The following is an 18,522-nucleotide window of genomic DNA, read 5'->3' on the forward strand; positions in this document are numbered from 1 at the left end:
GAGACTGACGCAATGACCTCGCTCAGTGCCAAGATCCAGGACGTTTTCGACGAGCCCGCCTGCGATAACAACCGCCGCAAGGATGCCAGGGCGCGCAAGGAGGGCTGCTCGAAGCCGCTGACCCCCGGGGCGGCAGCCGGCGGCTGCGCCTTTGACGGCGCCAAGATCGTCCTGCAGCCGATCACCGACGTTGCGCACCTGGTCCATGCGCCGCTCGCCTGCGAGGGCAATTCCTGGGACAACAGAGGCGCAGCTTCGTCCGGGCCAACCCTGTGGCGGACAAGCTTCACAACCGACCTCACCGAACTCGACATCGTGATGGGGCAGGGCGAGCGGAAGCTGTTCAGGGCGATCCGCGAGATCAAGGAAACATATGCGCCGCCGGCAGTCTTCGTCTATTCGACCTGCGTGACGGCGCTGATCGGCGACGACATCGAGGCCGTGTGCAAACGCGCGGCCGAAAAATTCGGCTTGGCCGTGGTGCCGATCAATGCGCCGGGCTTGGCCGGCTCCAAGAACCTCGGCAACAAACTGGCCGCCGAAGCGTTGCTCGATCATGTCATCGGCACGGTGGAACCCGACGACGCCGGACCCTACGACATCAACATCCTTGGCGAATTCAATCTCTCCGGCGAATTCTGGCTGGTGAAGCCGCTGCTTGATCGGCTCGGCATCCAGGTGCGCGCCTGCATTCCGGGCGATGCGCGTTACATCGACGTTGCATCCGCGCACCGCGCCCGGGCGGCTATGATGGTGTGCTCGAGCGCACTCATCAATCTGGCCCGCAAGATGGAGGAGCGCTGGGACATCCCGTTCTTCGAGGGCTCCTTCTACGGCATAACCGATACCTCGGAAGCACTTCGCAACATTGCTGAGCTGCTGGTGAGGAAGGGCGCCGATCCAGAGATCCTTGATCGCACAGACACGCTGATTGCTGAGCAGGAAGCGATTGCTTGGAAGAAGCTCGAGGCCTACCGCCCGCGGCTTCAAGGCAAGCGCGTGCTACTCAATACGGGCGGTGTGAAGTCCTGGTCAGTCGTCCACGCGCTGATGGAGATCGGCATGGAGATCGTCGGCACCTCGGTCAAGAAATCCACAGTCGAAGACAAGGAGCGGATCAAACGGATCCTCAAGGACGAAAACCACATGTTCGAGCAGATGGCAGCGCGCGATCTTTACGCCATGCTCTCAAAACAGAAGGCCGACATCATGCTGTCGGGCGGGCGCACGCAATTCATCGCTCTGAAGGCCAAGACACCGTGGCTCGATATCAATCAGGAGCGCCAACATCCTTATGCCGGCTATGACGGCATGGTGGAACTTGTCCGGCAGATCGACCTCGCCATTCATAACCCGATCTGGGGCCAGGTGCGGGAGCCGGCGCCATGGCATTGCCAGCCTGCTTTGGAGGACGATCTGGCGAGCACGAAGAACGGGACCGCGACTGTGAACGCCTTCAATGAATTCGCCGGCGCGACTGCTCACCGCTTCGGCGACCGTTGAGGAAATCCGATGGTCCGCATCCTTCGCAATACCAAATCAGCGGCGGTCAATCCGCTGAAGTCGTCGCAGCCACTGGGTGCCGCCTTTGCTTTTCTTGGAGTCGACGGTGCGATGCCCGTGTTCCACGGCAGCCAGGGCTGCACCAGCTTCGCGCTCGTGCTCTTCGTGCGGCATTTCAAGGAAGCGATCCCCTTGCAGACAACGGCGTTGGACGAGGTGGCAACCATACTCGGCGGAGCGGACCATCTGGAAGAGTCGATCCTCAACCTCAAAACCCGCACAAAGCCAAAGCTGATAGGGGTGTGCACGACCGCGCTGGTGGAGACCCGTGGCGAAGACTGCGCGAGTGATATCGCCAACGTCAAGCTGAAGCATGCGGAAGAGCTCACGGGTACGGAGGTTGTGCTGGCCAACACGCCTGATTTCGGCGGCGCTATCGAAGAAGGCTGGGCCAAGGCTGTCGCGGCGATGATCGAAGGGATTACACGGCCGGGCGCACGGACCCGGCAGCCGAAGAAGATCGCGATCCTGCCCGGATGCAACCTCACTGTCGCTGACGTCGAGCATTTGCGTGACATGGTTGAAAGTTTTGGGCTCAACCCGGTTATCCTGCCGGACGTCTCCGGCTCACTCGACGGCACGGTTCCCGACCGCTGGGTAACCACTACCTATGGCGGCACCAGCGTCGAGGAAATCCGCGAGCTTGGCACGGCCGTGCAATGCATCGTCATCGGCGAGCACATGCGCCACCCGGCGAAAACGCTGCACGGGTTGACCGGCGTGCCTTACGCGGTGTTCCGGTCGCTGACCGGATTAATGGCCGTCGACCGGTTCGTCTCGCTGCTATCGGCGGTTTCGGGCGCGGCGGTGCCGGACCGGGTTCGCCGTCACCGGGCGCAATTGGAGGATGCATTGCTCGACGGACATTTCCATTTCGGAGGCAAGAAAATTGCGATCGCTGCTGAACCAGACCAACTCTATCAACTCGCAACCTTCTTCACCGGCATGGGCTGTGACATCGCGGCGGCGGTCACGACGACCGATCTGTCGAAGATTCTGCAGAAAGTACCGGCGGAGTGGGTTCAGATCGGCGATCTCGGCGATTTGGAAGCTCTTGCAGCGGGCGCGGATCTTCTCGTAACACATTCCCACGGTCGCCAGGCGTCGCGACGCCTTGGCATTCCGCTCATGCGCGTCGGCTTCCCGATCTTCGACCGGCTTGGCAGCCAGCACAAGCTCACAATCCTCTATCGGGGGACCCGCGACCTGATCTTCGATGTTGCCAATATCTTTCAGGCCAACCAGCACGCGCCGACGCCTGAGGCGCTTGATCCATTCCGGAAACGAGAAATGCCAGATGAGCTCCGTTCGTCGCCTCTCACTCGTCACTGACGAGGTTCACGCACCGATGACGGACCGACGGGCAGGCGCATTGCGCGTAGCCATCGCCACGCAAGACATGACGAATCTCAATGCCCATTTCGGGTCGGCCAAGCGCTTTGCTGTCTACGACGTGACGCGCGAGGAGTGGCATCTCGTGGAAGCCGTGGCCTTCGATGACGTTTCCGATGAGAGCGGGAAGCGTCGGACCGAGGGCGATGACCGCGTCACGCCGAAGGTGGAGGCGCTGAAGGGCTGCCATCTGCTGTTTTGTCTGGCCATCGGCGGGCCTTCGGCAGCCAAGGTTATTTCGGCAAAAATCCATCCAATCAAGGTGCCGCAGCCACAAACCATCCAAGAGGTGCTGTTGCGCACGCAGATGATGCTGAGAACGTGTCCTCCGCCCTGGCTGCGCAAGGTGCTGGCCGAAGCTGGTGTCGCCGAAAAGAAACCCTCCTTCGAGGACGAGGACTAAAACGAGGAAGTGCAAAATGTTTGAAGTCGCGATCAGCCCTGCTGTCAACGATGACGAGGCCGCCCTTGCCAGCCCATTCGTCAAATGCCTCGTGCGGCTGATCCGTGCTCAGGATACCCACGGGTCATGGGACGGCACAGCGGATGCCGAGTTGCTGGCCGACTTCATCGTCAGCAAGGAACAGCGCCGTACGATTCCAATAATCGGCGATCCCGATCCGGACGTGCTGTGGAGGCTCGACAAGTTTTACACTGCCGTCGCCCTTGCCATCGAGGAGCGCTCCGGCCTGATGGCATCGCCGATGATCGAAATGAGCCATGAGGGGTTCGGGCGCGTGCTTTTCACCGCCGGGCGGCTGGTCGTTTTGTCCAAGACCGTGCGCGACGTCCATCGGTTCGGCTTCGAGACGTTCTGCAAACTCGCCGCCGCCGGTACGAAACTGGCCGACGATGCCATCGCAGCCATCGACGCCTATCCCGAGGTGGCACGGGCATGAAACCAATTTTCGAGCAAGAGGATCATGTCAGGCCTTGAGGAGCCGCGATGGCCAGCCCACGCGGCCGACGCGGTCGAGGCCAATTTGGTTCTCGGGGTAGCGCTGATGAAGCCACTCGTCCTGATCTGTTCGCAAGATGCGGAGTTCTATCTGTTCCTCAGCCACATACTGGAGGTGGACGGCTTCGTCAGTGAGCCGGCAGGCGGCGCCAAGGAAGCACTTGCAAAGGCCGACGAACGGGAATTCCAGGCCGTGGTGCTGGACTGCGGTCCAACGAGCCTTACCGGGTCCGCAATCTGCGCCCGGCTCAAGCGGGAACCCCGGACCGGCGGCCTGCCCATCATTGCCCTGATCGCGCCCGGCGCCGAGAACCAGCACCTTGATCTGTTGAAGGCCGGCATTGACGAGAGCTTTGTGCGGCCAATGGCACCGGCCAAGCTGCTCGATTGTCTGCGGACGAGGCTGGCGCTGCCGAAGCCGGGTTCAAACGGGATCGAAAACGACAGCTGGCTTTCCTATGGCAGCCTTGAGATGAAGCTCGATGCCCACCGGGTTTGCGGCAATGGCCATGACATCCATCTCGGACCGATCGAGTTCAACGTGCTGCGGCATTTGCTGGAGGCTCCCGGCAAGGTCTTCAGCCGGGACGAGCTGATCGGCGGGGCCTGGCCGGCCAATATCCATGTCGGTCTACGCACAGTCGATGTCCATATCAGTCGGCTCAGAAAGGCACTGGAGACGGCCTCGACCGGTATCGTCATTCGTACCGTCAGGTCGGCCGGCTACTCGCTCGAGAAGCTGGACGGCTGAATCGAGTGCCGGGTCTGGTGCCACTCCCTTTTCCTCGCGCTGTGAGCCGGTCTTGCCGCCTGAAACGCCCTCATCGAACACTCAGGAAGAAGCAGGAAAATGGGCTTTAAAACGGTACTCTGTTTGACCGGCGCTGACCATTCCGATCAGGACGTCAGAACTGCTGCCGGCTTGTGTGCGGAAATCGGCGCGCACCTTTCCGTACTGATTATACCCGCTCCGATGCTCCTTATGTCGCATCGGCGGATCGGAGATGGTGTCCCCGAGTGGCCTGTAGGACGTGGACAGGCAATTGCCAGATTGAACGATCGGTTTCGGCAAATCGATCGATTTACACAGGACGCGGTCAGACTGGGAAAACGCTCCAGAGATATCCAGAAACTGCTGGAATCTATGTCGCTCGCCTATGACGTTGACACCGACTATTACGATCCGGCCAGCCTCGGTGAAGTGGCACGACAGCGGGCGCTCTGCGCCGACCTCACGATTGTCGGACCAGGGCTCCTCAACGACGAGAATCTCGGACCTCCTGTGGTCAACGGCTGCTTGTTCGATACGGGAAAGCCGGTGCTCATTGTGCCGAAGGGGGCTGAGGCGACGCTGTGGCCACGGCGCGTCCTGGTCGGTTGGGATTCGCGAGCAGAGGCGTCCCGTGCGGTTCGAGAAGCGCTGGGCCTCCTATGCGTTGCTGAGGAAGTTCGTGTCGCCCTGGTCGATCCGAAGGCCAACTACAACGGGAACGGCGCGGAGCCTGGAGCCGACATCGCTGCTTATCTCACTCGGCACGGTGCTCGGGTGTCGGTTGACCTCCTGCCAAGTGCCGGCAAATCGGCGGCCACGGTGCTTGCGCAGCACGCAATCAACACGTCTGCGGACATGATCGTCATGGGCGCCTATGGCAGCCGTCGGCTGCGTGAGCGGCTCTTTGGCGGTGTGACCAGATGGATCTTTGAAAAGCCGACATTGCCCCTGTTTTTGGCTCGATGACGGTTGCGGCACCGATGCTGTTCAAAGCTCTACTGTGACGCCTGCATTCATACGTAGATGGGCTCCATCGAAATAATCGATCTTACGAAGAGTAACGAACATGAAAAGCATTGCTCGGGAGGCGACGCCCGCCGGAAATCTCTCCAGTCATGCGCAAGGCGGAGGTGGAACGGCCAGAGCGTGACCAGTGTCAGCCTCGACAATGGCGACAGGCTGGAAGTCGGCATCGTCGTCAATTCAGCCGGGCCGAATGCCGGCACGGTGGCTGCCATGGCGGGGCTGGTGTTGCCGGTCGAGCCGCGCAAGCGCAACGTCTTCGTCTTCGAGGCGCGCGACAAATATTCTGATATGCCGCTGCTGGTCGATCCCTCCGGCATCTATGTCCGGCCGGAAGGTTCGGTCTATCTCACTGGCGGCGCCGAACCGGAAGAGGGCGACGGCCCGGCCGACCCCACCGATTTCGAGGTCGACTGGCCGCTGTTCGAAGAGGTGATCTGGCCGGTGCTGGCGACCCGCATTCCCGCCTTCGAGGCGATCAAGCCGAGACGCGCCTGGGCCGGCCATTACGACTACAACACGCTCGACCAGAACGCGGTGATCGGCCCGCACCCCAAGGTGAAAAATTTCCTCTTCGCCAACGGATTTTCAGGCCACGGCCTGCAGCAGGCGCCGGCGGTCGGCAAGGCGCTGGCCGAGCTGATCGTGCACGGCGGCTACCGCACGGTGGACTGCTCGGCGTTTGGGTACAGCCGTGTCGCTGAAGGGCGGGCGTTCAGGGAATTGAATGTGATCTAACGCTGGCGGGACAGCCCCCTCTCTGGCCTGCCGGCCATCTCCCCCGCAAGGGGGGAGACCGGCAGCTTCCCTGGCGGCTCCAAACTTCTAGCCTTGGAGATTGGCGAAGGCAGCGATGACGGCCAATCTCCCCCCTTGCGGGCGCGGTCAGCGGGTCCTTGCCTTTGGCGATGCATGTCGTGGCTGGACCGGGTGAGGTGAGTCCGGCCCGTCTACCCAGCCTCTGCGCCCGCCCCGAAGCCGCTCGCCCGCTCGGCGCTATGAGGGCGCGCTCGCGAGCGGCTTCGCTAAAGCTACGTTACAGCACGTGCAGGGACGCGACCCCAGTGAAGGCATACTCCAGCGTGGCTTCGCCAATTCCGTTCGTTGGCCCGCCTCAAGCCGGTCTTCCAACCGAAGGCCGAACGCGCCAATTCGCCAGCCAACTCCACCAACGATTGTCGAAATCCGCAACCCGGGGCGGTTCGCTCGAGCTCGCTTGCTTGAGAACGGCACAGACGGGATCGCGAGCATGATGCCGCGGAATGGGAACGCACCCATACTTGGGTACGAGGGCCCCGAGCCAACGCGCATCGCGCCAATCGGCGTCGTCACGTTCGAGATTCATCACCGGCAGCTCGGCGCTTTTCGCTCGCATATGCGCCGGCACGCCGCTGGCGATCGATGACGCATTTGCCGACGAGGCTGCTCGTTCCACGAAAAAGCAATAAGCGCGAGATCAATGGGCAACCTCGTCGGGACCGAAAAGAGCGCTAAACCGGGTTGCTAGATCAATCCAGGGTACCGCGTCGCCGCTCTCTGAAGCTATTCGAACGACCGCCGCCAGATAATCGGTAAAAGCCTTCAGTCTTATGGCGCCTTGCTCTGAGAGATAGTCAATGGCGTCAAGCCGCTGGTGAACGGCAGCGAGCATATGTTGCACCAAAAGCAGGGAGGATGGGCAGGGGCAATCGCTCTTACTCGCGAGGCGCCTGCACTCGCTGCAAAGCGGCGGAATGTCCTCTAAGGCTAGGTCGCCGGAAAGACGTTGTATGAGATTGTCAGTGGCGTTCCACAAATTCGCTCGCATGCAGTACGGAGTGCAGCGTGACGCCATGTTGGGCTAGCAGCGCCGTAGCTCCCTCGTCACGGTCCACGAGGCAAGCAGCGTCACCCACAATGCCGCCGACGCGGCGAACCTCTTCAATCGCCTTCAATATCGACTTGCCGCTTGTGGCAACGTCGTCAACGATCAGGACCACTTTTCCCTCGAGATCTTCTTTAGGCCCAAGTCCTTCAATCACGTCCCTTGTGCCATGGGCCTTTGGAACTTTGCGAACGAAGATCGTGTTTATGGGTTTGTTCATCATCGAGCTGACAGCCGCCATCGATCCGATTACGGGGACCGCTCCCATTTCAAGGCCGCCGACGTACTCTGCTTTCACTTGCTCAGCTATTTTTAGGAATTCAAGAGCGGCAAGTTGCGCGCCTCGCGCCACCATCATGGTAGGCTTCATATTGAAATAGATGTCGCTCTCTATGCCCGACGAGAGCGTGTAGCGTCCGAATCGAAAAGAGCGCTCACGGACAATCTCGCGGAGTTCGTCCTTGTCGTGTTGGCCGGAATCAACTGGTCTGAATTTCGCCAGTGCCGCCATAGATCAGACCTCGCCCGTAGGGAAAAAATTGGCTGCGGCATGCACCTAGTCACTACCGCTATGTGGCTTATGCAAGTGTTCGCGGGGTGTGTCAATTAATGTCAATACCGGTGCGACCGTTTCGCGCAGATTTTTCCATTATCGTTATTGGGTGCCTAAAGCGTGATCACGGGCTTCGCCACGGCTGGGTAGCCTTGGCTCCCGGCCCTTGCCCAATCTCGGCTAGGCACGGGTTTTTTCGACGCGGGCCGTCTCTTTGAGGATTTGGGCGTTTCATCCTCGTCCCCTCGAGTTCCGCCACGCTCGGCCCCGTTTGCGCCAGCTTCTTAACCAGGTTGCGCATGAGGTGAGCGTTTCGGCCGCCATGTCGGCCCCGTGTCACTCTTGTGGTACGAGTGGGCAAGGCCGCGCTTTTCGTGCAACCTCCTCGTAAAGGCGAGGTAAAGGTCGAGTCTCCGAGAATTTCGTTCATCAGCACCGCGGCGCAACATTCGGCTCGCTTCGTCTGACGACGGTAAAAGCCAGCAGCAAAGTCCAAGGTAGGCCGTAGTCCACCTCCCCTGCAGGCCGAGTCTCGACGCGATATCGGCGACAGGGCGAGCGTCTGCCTCTGAGGCAGACGCCGAACAGCAGACCGAGCCTTACACTGATTTTGGTGGCATTGAGTTCGCCGACACCGTGACATGGAGCCTATCACGGGCGGGAAGTGCCTGGTGGCAGAACTCGACAAGCGGCGCTACGTTCTGGACGCCGGCGTTGCTGACCAGGACATCGAGGCGCCCGAAGGTTTCGATCGCCTGCATCAGCTGCTTTCCACCTGCCCCTCTCGCTGGCAACCATTTTCTGTCAACCGATCGATCCCGGACGCCGTTGTTGGACTTCGCTGTGATCAAGATCCGCGGACCACTCTTGCTCCCTCGCGGGCGAACCGCGCTATCCTTGCCGACCCCGCTCGCGGCTTCGGTGATCAGCGCCACCTTGTCGAGAAGCCGGCCACCGGCTCCCCATCGCGTTGGTTCAATGAGATATCACTGTAAAAGTTCATGGTTTCTTCCTTTCCGATGGCGAGGCTAGGCTTTCGCGAGATAGTCGTGGACGACCTTCCCGAGCGCGAGCGTGAGATCTGCGACGAAGTGGACGGCCGAGACTACTTCCAGCACCGGCAGTTCGGCGACGGGGGCAAGCGCATGCGACCAGAGGTTCAGGGCTGCCGGCCCGGTCCAGGCGCCCCTCAGATGGACGTCCTCTAGATGATATTCCACGAGCTCACAGATGCGCGGCGTGCCGTCGACATGCGGGATGATTTTGAGGAGGAAGTTCGGTTCAGCGAGCGAGGCCCTCACGCTCGCGAGGTCGGCGGCTCGGTGCTTGTAGCCCATGGTACCCGTCGCGACGCGGACCGGCCCGTAGTCCAGCGTGCCAACAAGGGTATCCGTCTCGGTTCGGAGCGTTGGGCTAGCGAGCTTCTTGGGAAAGCCCCACAACTCGCGTCCGCCCGCTATCGGCGGATGGTCGTCGAGAAACATGCAGTGGGTGTAGCTGCCCTTGCGGCCTCGGAAGGAGACCGGGATGACCTGCCCGCTTTCAGTGTAGTCGCCAAAGCCGGTCGAGTCCGGCATGCGAATGAACTCGAATTTGACCAGAGGCTCGCACACCTGAAGCGGCTCCGGCACAAGGTCGCGCAGTTTCTGCGGATCGGTGCGATATGTGATGATCAGATACTCCCGGTTGCCGAAGCGATATGGGCCGGCCGGGAAGGCCGGGCTGGTCAGGGGCATGGCGAATGCGGTCGCCCGGACGGTATCTTGGTGCATGTTTGAAATTCCTTTGTGCTGGATCAAGTGGGCTTAGATCGGTCTGCAAGATGGCGGCGAGGCTCTCCGAGGTGCTGTCGCAGCCTCGTAAGGGATGCATGGCGTAATCGCGCGTAGCCATTTTGCGCTGGGCAATTGCCTTGGGGCGCGATCATTGGCGATGGTCGCGCACGCGGTTCCATGGCTCCGGTTGTGATCGAGGGAGGCAAGATTCGAGGTAAGGTGATTTTGTTCCTCATTTGAAGGCGCTGCTTCCCGTCTGCCCTCGTGGTAGGAGGAGGTGGAGTGGCGGCCAGGTCCGATTTCTCCTCGACGGGGTTTGCGGATCGACGCGCATGCGCCATGCCAAATGAGAAATCGTTCGAGGCTAGCAGGACAGACGGCCTCGGCGAGCCAGTCGAGAGAGAAGGTCTTCGCCTCACGCGGATCAGATACGAATTCCCGAGCACTGCGGTGATGTAGCAGCAAGGCCCGCGACGCCACCAAACCTCTGTCGCGAAAATATGGAGGTGACGCGGTATCCGCCGTCTAGCGAAACAGCTTACGCAGCATCCGGCAGCACGCACTCGACGGCCCGGCCTCATCGCCGGCTTCAGGAGAAAAGATCAGCTATGAGCCGGCAGGCAATCGCTGCACGCGGCGGTCAGGTCGTGTAGATCTTCCGCGCACACAGCTGGCGCCGGAATGATGCTAGATGATGAGCCGACGCCAACATTACCGCAGGGGAGACAGCCAAGTCTGTCCTCAAGCGTCTGAAATGCATGTCCAAAAGCTGACAGCGACAAAAAACATGTCTGGTCCAAAACAACCGGCCGCCTTGGGCGTGAGGTTTCTCGAAGCCTACTCGTGCAGTTGCTGCGGCTAAGCGCGCTGGCACGGCCTTTGCTGGAGATGCGGCAATGTTGAGTGGGGGCTGACCGCATAAGAACGGGAGACGATCGATTTTCTGCTGCGCCATCTCGGCGGCGCGCCCGCTCAACGGTCACGGCTACACCTTGGCAATGGCTGACGCGCGACTTTGCGGTTGCGCCGCCCTGCCGCGCCGATGCGCCCAAAGTTCGTTGATAGTCCGCTCGGCCGATTGAGGAAACCGGCTGTTGACTGCTGCCAAGGCGGAGATGGCTGGGCTCATTCGGACTGTCTTGACCGTCGGTGTCATGAAGCCAAAGACACCATACTGGACGTTATGCATGACCAAGACGAGTGGGAGTCACAACGAATGATTTTACCGGAACTGCGCTCTGCTATCCCAGCCGGCAGAGTTTTGGAGATAACGACGACCACAGGGTGCATCGTGGGATGTTCATATTGTCCGCAGGACAAGTTCGCTGACCGGCAAAGAAAGGTATCTGATACGAAGCATCTTAGTCTTGGAGATTTCAAGCGCTGTCTGGCGCGCGTCCCAGCCTCCGTCGACATTAGTTTTGCCGGGTATTCTGAGCCATGGCTCAATCCGGATTGCACCGAAATGGTCGAGCACGCTTCCGCCAAAGGCCACGGCATCAGGATTTTCACGACGCTTGTGGGAATGAAGGGGCAGGATCTACAACGCTTGCAGGCGCTGCGGTTGGGGGTATTCGTGGTTCATGTTTTTGATGATGGCGCCCACATGAATAGCCGCCTTGTCGGAGCCAAGTATCGCGATTTGGTTGGTCAACTCGTCGACGCCGACATCCCTTCGATCCGATTCGTGGTTTTGGGTGAGCCCCATCCCGATATCGCCGACATTATCCCTGCCCAAGCCCTAGTTCGCGCGCGACCGGTGAGCAGCAGGGGTGGAAGCGTAGACCCTAAGATTGTAGAACCACGGCAGCCAGTCGTCGGAGCGCTGATATGCGTGGACGAACGGCAGTATCGGAATGTACTCCTTCCAAACGGCGAGGTTACTCTCTGCTCCATGGATTTTGAGCGGCGTCACGTATTGGGCAACCTTCTATGCGACGAATATGACGATCTCTTTAAAAGCCCAGTTTTTTGCGAAATCGTCGATCGCATGAATGGAGCGGCTGGTTTTCTGCTTTGCAGGATGTGTGAGTTTGCCGATCCAAACGATAGAACTGCTGACGCCGGCTGACCGCGGCGGGCCTGAAATGCCGACGTCCCTGAAACGGCAAGATGCACATGCCCGCGAAGTCATCGTGTTTTCACGTCACGCTAACACGATCCCGTAGGCGCGGCAGTCAGCCTCGACCATTTCCGAGACGAACTCATCGAAAGTGGTCTTCGGCTTCCAATCGAGTTTTGTCGGCTGCCTTGGAGGCATCGCCGATCAGCAGGTCAACCTCGATTGGCCCGAAACAGCGTTTGTCGATCCGGATCAGCGCTTGATTACTCATGCGTTCACGGCCCACCTCGTCAACGCCTTCGCCCTCCCAGGCGCTCTCCTTTTCGACTCGCCTGAAGGCAAGCCCCGACAAAGGTGCGGACCGTGTGTGTCTCGCCGGTTGCCAGCACGAAATCGTCCGGTTGATGCTGCAAGATGCGCCACATGCCCTCGACATAGGCGCGCGCCGAGCCCCAGTCGCGCTTTGCTTCCAGGTTTCCGAGATAGAGACAGTCCCGTTTGCCGGCCATGATCGAGCCACCGCACGCGTCACCTTGCGCGTGATGAAAGTTTCGCTGCGCGTCGGCCCTTCGTGATTGAACAGGATGCCATAGAGCCCGTATACCTCGCGGTAGTTCATGGTGATCCAGTAGGCGTAGACCTTCGCCACCGCACAGATCGAGCGTGGATAAAACGGAGTGCTCTCCTGCTGCGGGATGCCCTGGACCGAACCAAAGAGTTCGGAAGTTGACGCCTGGTAGAACCGCGTTTCTTTCTCGAGACGAAGAATGCGGATCGCTCGGCAGCAGCAGCGTGCCGAGCGTATCGGCATTGGCGCTGTATTCCCGGTCCCGAGGGAGACTGCACGTGGCTTTGCGCAGCCGGTGCAAGGTTTCGGCCTCAATGTCGGATACTCGACAGGATCGCAAACCTCCTTCCGTTGCTTTTCTCATGTTTTGCTCTGGCACGTTCGATGCATGGGACCCTCCCGAACGCAGCAGCGGATGTCTTCTATGATCAAACCCACGGGAAAATGCTGTCGCCGCACTCATGACCGCGCCCTCGCTGGTCGCCAAGCAGGCCGAAGGTCGGCTCATCACGGTCGAGGCGGGCAACTGAGCCCAATTGCAATGAGGGATAGGCTGCGAAAGCATGTCACTGACCACGCGGGGGTCATCGAGGCGGGATTCTCGATGCCAGCCACGCGCAACATATCGCCGGCATGAGTGCCGATCTCATCACGGAGCCGGCATCCGCGGGCGTCACACCCGATACTACGAACGCGCGGACAAACTGTTGCAAGTCCTGCGGTGTCGACGATGCGTGCGGGAAGGGCAAGCCCAGCGGCCATGGCCGACATTCGCCGCATATAGCGCCTGATTGGGAGGCGTCAGCAGGAGCAGGACAACTGGATCTCTCTTGCATTGGGATCGGTGCTGGCCCGTCCAATTTGAGCCTTGCGTGTCAGATACACGAGCAAATCGGGCACGGGGCATTGTTCTTGGATCGGCAAGTTGACTTCCGCTGGCATCCAGGCAGCGCATTCGACTCTTCAGAACTCCAGGTCAGCCACGTCAAGGATCTGGTAACGCTGGTGAATCCGCGATCCGCCTACACTTTCATAAACTACCTGCACGAGAACGGGCGTCTGTACCACTTCCTGAATGCACAGTTCGATGCTGTGCTCAGGGCTGAGTTCGAGCAATACCTGAACTGGGCGTTCCGCAGGAACCCACTTGTGCGCGGCGGCGAGACCGTCCGCGAAATACGCTATGATGGCGAGTTTCGGGTGCGGACGGACGACGCGGTGCTTAGTGCCAGAGACCTGGTGGTCGGCATCGGCAAGCAAGCGTGGATTCCACCTCAATTTCAGGGCTGGATCGGACGCAACCTGTTCCATTCATCCGATTTGCTGCACATCCATCCTGAGGTGCGGCAAAAACATGTTTGCGTCGTTGGTGGAGGCCAGTCGGGAGCCGAGGTGCTGTTGCATTTGGTCGGTGGGCCAAGAGAACGGCGGCCTGCCTCGATCACCTGGGTCTCGCAGCGCGAAAACTACCTGCCCCTCGACAACAGCCCGTTCACAAACGAGTTGTTCATGCCCTGTTTTTCGGATCGTTTCGCGGCAATGAGCGAGCCGCAGCGCAAGCTGTTCCTGCGGCGTTTCGTGCTCGCCTCGGATGGTATTTCGGATCGCACTTTGCGCGCCGTCTACCAGGCGCTGTATCGCCACGAATTTCTTGAGCCGGACCTATGTGACATCGCACTGCGGCCGGGTTGCAACGTTTCGCGCTGCATCAACGCCGGCGCGGGTCACAACTTGACGCTGCAGCGCGGCTTGGGCGACGTCGAAGAAGTCACGGCCGACATCGTCATCCTGGCCACCGGTTACGAGAACGCCGTGCCAAGCTTTTTGGAACCGATGGCGGATCGGCTGCAACAGACCGACAATGAGTTGGTCATCAACGAGGATTTTTCGGTGTGCTGGGACGGACCGCGTGACAGACGCATCTTCGTACAGAACGCCAATCCCGGGCAGCGCGGGCTGGCCGATCCGAACCTAAGCCTGCTGGCCTGGCGAGCTCGCCGCATTCTTGACAGCCTTCTACAGCGCGCGCCGTGCGCGAACCCTGAGCATCCTGGCTTTATCAGCCGTACCACCGTCGAGAGCTGGCCCGACCCGGTAGCCGAAGAAATGGGCAGCGGGATATGACTCAGCGACTACTGATCATCGGCGGTGGCATCCAAGGAATGATGTCCGCCTCCGCTGCGGCGCAGTCCGGAGCCCGCTCCGAACTCATCGTGACTGAACATGCCCTTGGACCTATGGGCGCATCGCTTTATTCTGCGGGCGAGGATTTGCCCCACGGTCGTCGAAACCGTACCAGGTCGCTCACTCGAAAGTGTGCAATGGCCCTGACGGCCATGGCTGCGTCGGCCGTCAGCGGAGGCTTCCGGCTCGTAGCGATGCGTGTGGTGGCTGGGCCGGGTGAGGTAAATGATCGGGACGAGCTTAGGGAAGCCCTGGGCCCGGCTTGGCCTGGGATGGGCAGTGGGCGCCGAACTTCTGCGGACAATACTCGTTTTTGGAGCATCGATGGACCCGATGCCAGCGACGTGCCCTCCCTGATCGCCCGACCCGAACGGGAACTCGTCGCAAAGATTCGCGTGGCGCACGGATTGCGTTGCGTCAGGCTGCACGAAGGTCGTCTTTCGGGCAGTCGCACCACCAACAGCATGCTCGGCCGTGACTACAATGCAGCGGTACCGGATCGGCAGACCTTACGGGCCTGGGCGATCTCTCCATTGAGGAGGGACAACACAGCCTTGAAATCCAGCCGGAGCGGAATGCACTTAGCGTCGCCGCCCACATGCCATGGAGTATCGTCTCCGTGGGCCACACCCTGGCCAGCGCCCGACTGCCTCTAACCGGAATGTTCGACCAACCATTTTTTCCAACAGGAGGCCTTTGGCATGTTGACTGATGCGCAAAGAGAAAAGTGGCAGAAAGACGGATACATCAGGCTCGAAAGGTTCTTCGATCCCGCGGCTGTGGAACGGATTTCGAGCTTTGTTGAAGACGTATCACGCTGGGATGTTAGCGATGATAAATGGCTCATGTGGTTCGAGAAGACGACTGATGATCGAAAGATCACCTCTAAGGCCGAGAATTTTCTGGACTTCCATGACCCATTGCGTCGTCTCCTCCTAGAAGATCAGCGCATAATCTCTGCGGTCGAGGATTTGCTTGGCGAAGATTCGCGCAGACTCAAAGAGTTGCTGATCTTCCACTATCCCGATAGCGGCGGTTATCGCCCGCATCAGGACATTTATCACATTCCACACAGGCTGCCCGACCGGATGGTCCATGCGATCGTTGCTATAGGCATTGACGATTCCGACCCGGACAATGGTGGCCTTTTCTTCAGCCCCGGCAATCACAAGAAGGGGGTATTTCCCATGGATGCCGGCGGGGTGATTGATCCTGGGGTCGCCGAAACATTCTTCTGGGAACCCGTAGTATGGAAGGCTGGCGACATCTTCATCTTCGACGATTATGCACCGCATTACTCGAAGCCGAATAAAAGCAATCGTTCGCGGCGGACGCTCTACTTGGTGTTCCAGCGTGCTTCAACCGGTGGACCGACCCGCGCTGAATATAACGTGCTTAAGCGCGCCCTTAATCCGCCAGAGGGCAAAGTGGCTGATCTCGACAACCTGAAGCTCCCAAACGGCATTTTCTATCGCGATTGAGCTCACGGAACCAGGCGGGAATGCATACGAAACTGATCGGCCGCCAAAAAAATGCGCGGAGAGCACGACGTTCTGATTGCCGGCTACTGGACCCCGCCCGCAGTCCGTTACAACACTTCGGTATGTCGATTGTGCAGGTGTCGCCGGGGGTCTTCTGTAACGCCTAGAGCCCCACTGGCGCTCGTCGTCGCCCGCCTGGGCCCCAGAGCCGGATTATTCTGACGGAGCCGGCCAACGTGTCGGGCTACCGCCTCTCTTCGCAACGTGCAGCAGAGCCTGTTGCGTTGGCAGCCGAAGATACCACTGCTTCAACAGCTGAGGTCGTCATGCGCAAATCCACGTTTTCTCGAACGGAGCTATCGCTGGCGTTCGGCATCGACATGGCCACCCTTGGAACGGGGAGCGCGGGCACCGGGTTTTCATTTGGCAAGGTGGCACCGGGCGTCACATCCGAGCCCCATCGGCACGACGAAATCGAGGCCTTCGTGGTCCTGTCTGGAGCGGGCAAGGTCAGGACCGACCTTGGGGAGATCTCGGTCGCAGCCGGCGATGTCGTTCTGTTCCATCCTTTTGAAGCGCATGTGCTGCACAACGATGGGGACGACGACCTAAATTTCGTCGATGTCTACTGGCGCGACGGCAAGGCCGCCCTCGAAGCTGCTGCACAGGTCGCGATTCCCCGCCGGCCGATCTTCGTCTTCTCCACGCCGCCGACGCCCAATGGCGATCTGCATCTAGGGCATCTTTCTGGCCCATATTTTGGAGCCGACGTGTACACGCGTTTCCTGCGCATGAAAGGGGTCGAAGCGTATCACCTGACTGGAAGCGACGATTACCAGAGCTACGTCGCCACGCGTGCCGATGCCGATCAATCGACGCCCGCAAAGGTGGCGCGCCAATACGCCGACGAGATTCGAGCCACGCTTGCGCTTCTCGACTGTGAGATCCACAGCTTCCTCCGCACTTTGGGCGATAGCGCTTATGCAGAGTTTCAAGCCGCGTGTTTCCGTAGTCTTCTAAGCAGCACGGCGGTAGATCTGCGCCAGAGCCCTGCGCTCTTCGATGCTGTGACAGGCGACTACCTTTACGAACCGGATGTAAGCGGCCTCTGCCCCGATTGCGGCGGCTCCGCTGGTGGCAACATCTGCGAGGAATGCGGCGCGCCGAACCTATGCCACGACCTAGATGCAGTCCGGTCGCGGCACTCGGCCGAGGCGCCGGTGGTCGGCTCCGTGCGCCGTCCCGAACTTGCGCTGGAACGGTGCTACGTCAATATCGACCGGCATTTAAGGGCGTCGGGCGCCCCCGTTCGGATCATGGACCTCTTCGCGCGTCTACGCCAACGTGGCGACTTTTCCGTGCCCATCATCCACCCGTCGGACTGGGGGCTACCGGCCGAGGGGTTCCCGGGGCAGGTGACCTGGGTCTGGCCAGAGATGGCGTTTGGCTTTCTTTACAACATCCAGACGCTAGCTACATCGCTCGGCCGAGACTGGAATGCGGCCCTGCCCAGCAATGACTGGCAGATTGTCCATTTCTTCGGCTTCGATAATTCCTTCTATCACGCCCTGCTTTATCCGGCGCTTTATGCTGAGGTCTTCTCCCGCTGGACCCCGCGCGTCCGGTATCATGTGAACGAGTTCTACCTGCTCGACGGCCAGAAGTTCTCGACCAGCCGCGAACATGCGGTCTGGGGCAAAGAGGTTCTGGGCCCAAAGACAGTCGATGTCGTCCGTCTTCATTTGGGCCTGACACGCCCGGAAGGTGAGCGAACGAACTTCACGCTGGACGCGCTACGCCGCACCGAGAACGAGGTGTTCCAAGGGATCTGGCTGAATTGGCTTGATGCGCTGCACCGGGAAATCAAGCAGGACTTTGGCGGGTGTGTGCCCGATGCAGGCGACTGGGCTCCCGCCGATCGCGCTTTCTTTGCTCGGATAGAGATCCATCGCGCGGCGATGGAACGCGCCTATTCGGACGATGGCTTCTCGGTCCGGCGCGCGGCCGCGCAGGCCTGCGATTTCGTGAGCGATTGTGTAGTCTACCGACAGGCGCAAGACTATGAAGCGGCGCGACGTCTCTATCCCGCCCGCACCCGCACTTCGCTCGCCCTTCAGACGACGGCCGCTGCGATCCTGGCGCAGACACTCGCACCGCTGATGCCCCGATTCGCCAGCACGCTGGCGCGAGCTATCGATGGCGTCTCGACCGAAACATGGCCCACGTCCGTCCGGCGCCTTGCGCCAGGAACGACCTTTGATCTCGGACCCGTGCTAGGCTTCTACGCCAGAGCAGAGCTTCCTGTTCTCAATGAGGAGGAGGCATAA

The 18,522-nt window shown here is 60.2% G+C and carries 13 protein-coding genes and 2 pseudogenes; 12 read left to right on the forward strand and 3 right to left on the reverse strand.

From position 1 onward, the window contains the following. Positions 1-12: 12 nt before the first annotated feature. The 7 genes and pseudogenes from nifE to JG747_RS33645 form a co-directional block, all read left to right on the forward strand. Positions 13-1,503 carry a nitrogenase iron-molybdenum cofactor biosynthesis protein NifE gene (gene nifE / locus JG747_RS33615; protein WP_199201507.1) on the forward strand — a complete coding sequence of 497 codons (1,491 nt, stop codon included), beginning with the start codon at positions 13-15 and terminating at the stop codon, positions 1,501-1,503. 9 nt (positions 1,504-1,512) lie between these two features. Continuing rightward, a complete protein-coding gene (nifN, locus tag JG747_RS33620) occupies positions 1,513-2,895 on the forward strand; it encodes a nitrogenase iron-molybdenum cofactor biosynthesis protein NifN (RefSeq protein ID WP_199201508.1) in 1,383 nt (460 codons plus the stop codon). Further along, positions 2,861-3,358 (forward strand): nitrogen fixation protein NifX, encoded by a 498-nt coding sequence (nifX, locus tag JG747_RS33625; RefSeq protein WP_010913613.1) that lies wholly within the window; start codon positions 2,861-2,863, stop codon positions 3,356-3,358. The genes nifN and nifX overlap by 35 nt, the downstream gene beginning before the upstream one ends. Before the next feature lie 16 nt (positions 3,359-3,374). Beyond that, the gene (locus JG747_RS33630) at positions 3,375-3,854 is read left to right on the forward strand and encodes a NifX-associated nitrogen fixation protein (RefSeq protein WP_199201509.1); all 480 of its coding nucleotides are present in this window, start codon (positions 3,375-3,377) and stop codon (positions 3,852-3,854) included. A 24-nt stretch (positions 3,855-3,878) separates the two neighbouring features. Next, complete coding sequence (locus JG747_RS33635) at positions 3,879-4,664, forward strand: response regulator transcription factor (RefSeq protein ID WP_199201510.1); 786 nt, start codon at positions 3,879-3,881, stop codon at positions 4,662-4,664. Positions 4,665-4,763: 99 nt separating this feature from the next. Further along, positions 4,764-5,651 (forward strand): universal stress protein, encoded by an 888-nt coding sequence (locus tag JG747_RS33640; protein ID WP_199201511.1) that lies wholly within the window; start codon positions 4,764-4,766, stop codon positions 5,649-5,651. A 171-nt stretch (positions 5,652-5,822) separates the two neighbouring features. Then, positions 5,823-6,446: pseudogene (locus JG747_RS33645) on the forward strand (NAD(P)/FAD-dependent oxidoreductase); the annotation flags it as partial. A gap of 1,040 nt (positions 6,447-7,486) precedes the next feature. Here JG747_RS33645 and pyrE read toward each other — a convergent pair. Next, positions 7,487-8,083 (reverse strand): orotate phosphoribosyltransferase, encoded by a 597-nt coding sequence (gene pyrE / locus JG747_RS33650; protein WP_096453656.1) that lies wholly within the window; start codon positions 8,081-8,083, stop codon positions 7,487-7,489. A gap of 713 nt (positions 8,084-8,796) precedes the next feature. Between pyrE and JG747_RS33655 the strand changes: the two genes are divergently transcribed. Beyond that, a complete protein-coding gene (locus tag JG747_RS33655) occupies positions 8,797-9,120 on the forward strand; it encodes a hypothetical protein (RefSeq protein ID WP_202296299.1) in 324 nt (107 codons plus the stop codon). Positions 9,121-9,153: 33 nt separating this feature from the next. Here the strand turns inward: JG747_RS33655 and JG747_RS33660 are convergent, their stop codons facing one another. Further along, positions 9,154-9,897, reverse strand: a complete 744-nt coding sequence (locus JG747_RS33660; RefSeq protein WP_199201512.1) for an acetoacetate decarboxylase — start codon at positions 9,895-9,897, stop codon at positions 9,154-9,156. 1,219 nt (positions 9,898-11,116) lie between these two features. Between JG747_RS33660 and JG747_RS33665 the strand changes: the two genes are divergently transcribed. Beyond that, complete coding sequence (locus JG747_RS33665) at positions 11,117-11,971, forward strand: radical SAM/SPASM domain-containing protein (protein ID WP_244748491.1); 855 nt, start codon at positions 11,117-11,119, stop codon at positions 11,969-11,971. Between the two features lie 75 nt (positions 11,972-12,046). Here JG747_RS33665 and JG747_RS33670 read toward each other — a convergent pair. Continuing rightward, positions 12,047-12,820, reverse strand: a pseudogene (locus JG747_RS33670) (GDP-mannose 4,6-dehydratase); the annotation flags it as partial. Positions 12,821-13,349: 529 nt separating this feature from the next. Between JG747_RS33670 and JG747_RS33675 the strand changes: the two are divergent. The 3 genes from JG747_RS33675 to JG747_RS33685 all read left to right on the forward strand — a co-directional run bounded on the left by JG747_RS33675 (position 13,350) and on the right by JG747_RS33685 (position 18,522). Further along, complete coding sequence (locus JG747_RS33675; protein ID WP_199201573.1) at positions 13,350-14,654, forward strand: lysine N(6)-hydroxylase/L-ornithine N(5)-oxygenase family protein; 1,305 nt, start codon at positions 13,350-13,352, stop codon at positions 14,652-14,654. Positions 14,655-15,415: 761 nt separating this feature from the next. After that, positions 15,416-16,195 carry a phytanoyl-CoA dioxygenase family protein gene (locus JG747_RS33680; protein ID WP_199201514.1) on the forward strand — a complete coding sequence of 260 codons (780 nt, stop codon included), beginning with the start codon at positions 15,416-15,418 and terminating at the stop codon, positions 16,193-16,195. Positions 16,196-16,521: 326 nt separating this feature from the next. Continuing rightward, positions 16,522-18,522, forward strand: coding sequence for a class I tRNA ligase family protein (locus tag JG747_RS33685; protein ID WP_199201515.1), 2,001 nt, complete (start codon positions 16,522-16,524; stop codon positions 18,520-18,522).

The organism is Mesorhizobium sp. 131-3-5 (assembly GCF_016756575.1).
GTDB lineage: Bacteria > Pseudomonadota > Alphaproteobacteria > Rhizobiales > Rhizobiaceae > Mesorhizobium > Mesorhizobium jarvisii.

Excerpts from the sequence above, each read along its gene's own strand:
- JG747_RS33630 (WP_199201509.1), top strand. The coding sequence starts at position 3,375 with ATGTTTGAAGTCGCGATCAGCCCTGCTGTCAACGATGACGAGGCCGCC.
- JG747_RS33640 (WP_199201511.1), top strand. The coding sequence starts at position 4,764 with ATGGGCTTTAAAACGGTACTCTGTTTGACCGGCGCTGACCATTCCGAT.
- JG747_RS33665 (WP_244748491.1), top strand. The coding sequence starts at position 11,117 with ATGATTTTACCGGAACTGCGCTCTGCTATCCCAGCCGGCAGAGTTTTG.
- JG747_RS33685 (WP_199201515.1), top strand. The coding sequence starts at position 16,522 with ATGCGCAAATCCACGTTTTCTCGAACGGAGCTATCGCTGGCGTTCGGC.
- JG747_RS33680 (WP_199201514.1), top strand. The coding sequence starts at position 15,416 with ATGTTGACTGATGCGCAAAGAGAAAAGTGGCAGAAAGACGGATACATC.
- nifX (WP_010913613.1), top strand. The coding sequence starts at position 2,861 with ATGAGCTCCGTTCGTCGCCTCTCACTCGTCACTGACGAGGTTCACGCA.
- nifN (WP_199201508.1), top strand. The coding sequence starts at position 1,513 with ATGGTCCGCATCCTTCGCAATACCAAATCAGCGGCGGTCAATCCGCTG.
- pyrE (WP_096453656.1), bottom strand. The coding sequence starts at position 8,083 with ATGGCGGCACTGGCGAAATTCAGACCAGTTGATTCCGGCCAACACGAC.
- JG747_RS33660 (WP_199201512.1), bottom strand. The coding sequence starts at position 9,897 with ATGCACCAAGATACCGTCCGGGCGACCGCATTCGCCATGCCCCTGACC.
- JG747_RS33635 (WP_199201510.1), top strand. The coding sequence starts at position 3,879 with ATGTCAGGCCTTGAGGAGCCGCGATGGCCAGCCCACGCGGCCGACGCG.
- nifE (WP_199201507.1), top strand. The coding sequence starts at position 13 with ATGACCTCGCTCAGTGCCAAGATCCAGGACGTTTTCGACGAGCCCGCC.